Source organism: Salipiger sp. 1_MG-2023 (genome assembly GCF_030547555.1).
Taxonomy (GTDB): Bacteria; Pseudomonadota; Alphaproteobacteria; order Rhodobacterales; family Rhodobacteraceae; genus Salipiger.
Window position 1 is genome coordinate 1 of sequence record NZ_JAUOQN010000127.1, and the last position, 3,536, is coordinate 3,536.

General features: G+C 65.3%; 2 protein-coding genes and 4 pseudogenes. 2 read left to right on the forward strand and 4 right to left on the reverse strand.

Annotated elements, in window-relative coordinates; genetic code table 11:
* Nucleotides 1–178 precede the first annotated feature (178 nt).
* Nucleotides 179–477: pseudogene (locus Q4543_RS23975) on the reverse strand (transposase); the annotation flags it as partial.
* A 55-nt stretch (nucleotides 478–532) separates the two neighbouring features.
* Here Q4543_RS23975 and Q4543_RS23980 point away from each other — a divergent pair.
* Nucleotides 533–769, forward strand: a pseudogene (locus Q4543_RS23980) (transposase); the annotation flags it as partial.
* A 62-nt stretch (nucleotides 770–831) separates the two neighbouring features.
* Here Q4543_RS23980 and istB read toward each other — a convergent pair.
* The 3 genes and pseudogenes from istB to istA all read right to left on the reverse strand — a co-directional run.
* A complete protein-coding gene (gene istB, locus Q4543_RS23985; protein ID WP_303442610.1) occupies nucleotides 832–1,653 on the reverse strand; it encodes an IS21-like element helper ATPase IstB in 822 nt (273 codons plus the stop codon).
* Complete coding sequence (locus Q4543_RS23990; RefSeq protein ID WP_303442612.1) at nucleotides 1,650–2,168, reverse strand: hypothetical protein; 519 nt, start codon at nucleotides 2,166–2,168, stop codon at nucleotides 1,650–1,652. The genes istB and Q4543_RS23990 overlap by 4 nt, the downstream gene beginning before the upstream one ends.
* A 148-nt stretch (nucleotides 2,169–2,316) precedes the next feature.
* Nucleotides 2,317–3,015: pseudogene (gene istA, locus Q4543_RS23995) on the reverse strand (IS21 family transposase); the annotation flags it as partial.
* 354 nt (nucleotides 3,016–3,369) lie between these two features.
* On the opposite strand from istA, the pseudogene Q4543_RS24000 reads away from it, so the two are divergent.
* Nucleotides 3,370–3,536, forward strand: a pseudogene (locus Q4543_RS24000) (transposase); the annotation flags it as partial.

Below are 3,536 nucleotides of genomic sequence, written 5' to 3' on the forward strand. Positions count from 1 at the left end.
ATTGCGCCAGCAATGTCCCGAGAGGGGCCGTCGCGGCTTGGGGTGAATTCCACGGCGCGGATGTCGGATGTGGCCGGTGATCTGCCCCCCGCGGGTCCCTCATTCATAACGAGAGTCTGCTGGTTGGTGCTCTGCTCCCCAACGCTGGACCGCCGGAAGCTGGATTTTCCCGACCGTTTCAGGATGACGGGCTGGTGACGCCATCGGGATAATGCATGGCAATCGGGACGTTGTATCCGATCGCGCTGTGAGGTCGGTCTTCGTTGTCGTGTCTACCACTGCCCGGCAGGCGATTGCGAAGCAATCTGCCGAGAGGGGCCAAGCTTCCAACTTTTCACGGGCGTCGGCAAGGCTCATGAACCAGTGAGCGTTCAGGCATTCCGATCGAAGCTTGCTGTTGAAGGCCTCGATGAACCCGTTGTCCGTCGGCTTGCCTGGCCGTGAGAAGTCCAGCGTAACGTTGTTGGCGTAGGCCCAGTGAACCGCACCGGGTTTGCCGGAGGTTTCAACTCCTGAGTAGGATGAAGCCACAATGAGCAAGACAAAAAATAAGTATTCTCCTGAAGTCCGAGAGCGTGCGGTGCGGCTGGTGCTGGACAACCAGGGCCAGCACAGTTCGCGCTGGCAGGCGATCATGTCGATCTCCGCGAAGATCGGCTGTTCCGCGCACACGTTAAATGAGTGGGTCAAGAAGGCGGAAGTCGACAGCGGCAAGCGGGCGGGCGTCCCAACAGATGTCGCCGACAAGATGAAGGCTGTAGAGCGTCAACCTCCTTGGCCGCTACCGACAACCAAATTGGCCGGTTTTGACCGCTGCGTTCTTCGTTGATGTTACTGTGCGGTTTCCTCCTCGAGCTTGTCGCGGATGTTGTCGCTGGAGGCTGTCGGCGGAGCGGCCGCCTCGGGTGATTGTCGGGAGGCTGCAGCTCGCCGGCGGTAGCTGTCCCCATTCATCTCCAGGATGGTCGCGTGGTGGACCAGCCTATCGATCGCGGCAACGGTGACAGCCTGATCAGGAAAGACGCGGCCCCAAGCACTGAAGGGCTGATTGGCGGCGATCGCGAGGCTCTTGGTCTCGTAGCGCCGGGCGATGAGTTCGAAGAGCACGGAGCTCTCGGCCTGATCTTTCTGCGCGTAGGTGATGTCGTCGAGAATGATCAGGTCGAACGTGTCGCGCTTTGCCAGCGCAGCCTCGAGGGCGAGGTCGCGTCGCGCGGCCTGAAGCCGCTGCACCATATCAGTGGTGCGAGTGTAGAGGACCCGCCGCCCGGCTTCGACCAAGGCATGTCCGATGGCGCAGAGGACATGGGTCTTCCCAGCGCCGGAGTTACCGATGGCGATCAGGTTGGCACCGGTCTCGACCCAGCCCCCAGCGACGAGTGGCTCGATGCGGGCACTTGGGATGCCTGCCAGGGCCTTGAAGTCGAAGGTTGCGAGCGTCTTACACCTAGGCAGCGCAGACTCGCGCAGGTGGCGCTGGATGCGCCGTGGTCGGAGAGCTCGATTTCCGCCAGGGCAGCAAGAAAGCGGGGCGCGGGCCAGCCTTCGGCATTGGCACGCCCGGCCAGCGCGAGCCAGTGCCGCTGGATGCTGGGTAGGCGCAGCGCAGTGAGCATGGCGGGCAGCGCATGCACGTCGACGGGGCGCGGTCATGCCCGGCCCTCCAGCAGGGCGTCGAATCTGGCGAGCTCGGTCGGGGTGACAGGTGTGTCTTCCGGCAGTTCGCGCAGCAACGGTACCCGCTTCGGCTTCAGGGCCCGGGCCTCGGGCAAGAGACCCTCATCAAGGACGCCGGCAATCAGCCCCGCGAGATCGGGCTCGCAGGCTTCGTCATGAGCGAGCCACAGCAGGCCGCCCATCCGGCGACAGGCGTCCCTGCGGGGCAAGGCGGTGGAAAGCGCAGCCCAAGCGGCCTCGTACTCGCTGCGGGGAAACAGGCCATCGCGATAGACCGACCCTGCTAAGGCCTGCGGCTTGCGGCGCAGGGCGTGGATGACATGGCGGTCGTTCACACAATGGACACGCACGCCGTCCCGACGCCCGCGCTGCCTGGGGTGGGTGACGACCCGGGATGCGCCGAGGAATGCCTCGATCCGATCGTCGTAGACATGAACCCGCAGCCGCTTGCCGATGAGCTGGGAGGGCGCAGAATAGAAGACGGCATGCACCAGGAAGCCGCCGGTCTTCGTGACGCGGGCGACAACCTCGGTGAAGTCGGTTTCGCCAAAGGCGAACCTCCGGTTCGACGGTGCGCCGGGTGGGCAGTGGGCGCAGCGCGGCCATCTCAGTGCGCACAGTGGCCTCGCGCCGCCGGTTGCGGCGGGCGACCAGTTCGTCAACGAAACGCTTCCAGTCGTCGAGTTCGGCGAAGTCGCGGGAGCCGCGCAGGATCAGCGCTTGGTCGAGAGCGACCTTGAGATGATTGTTCTGAGCCTCAACGGCGCCGTTCTCGTGGGCCTCCCCGGGATTGTTGCGACTGGCCAGCATGCCGTAATGGGCGCAGAAGGCGTCATAGCGCCGGGTCACGTCCGCCGCGGCATTGGCATCGAGGTTGCGGTAAGTGGCCGAAAGGCTGTCAGTCCTGTGCTCCTGAGGCACGCCGCCGAGGGTCCAGAGCGCGTCCTGGAGGTTCTCAGCCAGCGCCGTGAAGCTCTCGCCGTCCAGGACCACGGCAGCATGTTCCCAGCCGCTGTAGGCCAAGACGACGTGGAAGAGCCGGTGCTCCAGCGGCACGCCATCGATGGTAACGCCAAGCCTGGTCGCATCCGTGAAGTCCGACAGCGCCATCCGGCCCGGCTCGGGCGCCTGGCGGAAAATTACATCGCGCTCGGGGCCGTGCAGGGCACGCCAGTCGCGAACGCGGCGCTCGAGGGTGCGGCGGACCCGGTCATCAGGGAAAGCGTCCGGATCGGCCATCTGTAGGTGGCGCAGGAGCGTCACGGCTTGAACGGCCGGTTCGCGCTCAAGGATCGGCAGCAGAAAAGGTTCCCAAACCGCCTCGAGCGGATCAGGCACGGTACGCCCGCGGGCGGGTTGGCGCTACGAAGGAAGGCGGGGATCCGCCTCGAGGCGGCGGGCAGTGCGTTCGCTGAACCCTGCGCGGGCGGCAGCGATACGCTGGCTATATTGAAGGCGGTCGGTCATGTAGACTCCCACTTGCTGGTCGGTGACGGGCTTGCCCGGCAAGGTCGGATCGCCGTTTGGTAGCAGAGACTTCGACCCTACCGGCCCGCAGCGGCCAGCACCCCCGCAATCCCCCGTGAAGAGAACCGCGCCGCCGCCGCCAGCCTTCGGTCGGGCTACGCCCTCCCTACGGCTGGCGGCGGCGGCCAACTTGCCTGACGGTGCCGGTCAAGATGGTTGTCGCCCACCACGCCAAAGAATGTCGGCCCCTGGGTCGGCCTGACACCCTCGCGCACCCAGTCCGGCGAGCGTGATGTCTCTGGCGGCATAACGAAGGCTGGAGACGTGAATCTCCGACGTGCCCTCTGCCAGGCCGCAACGGTCATGCTGAATAGAGGTCGAGGCAACCCGCT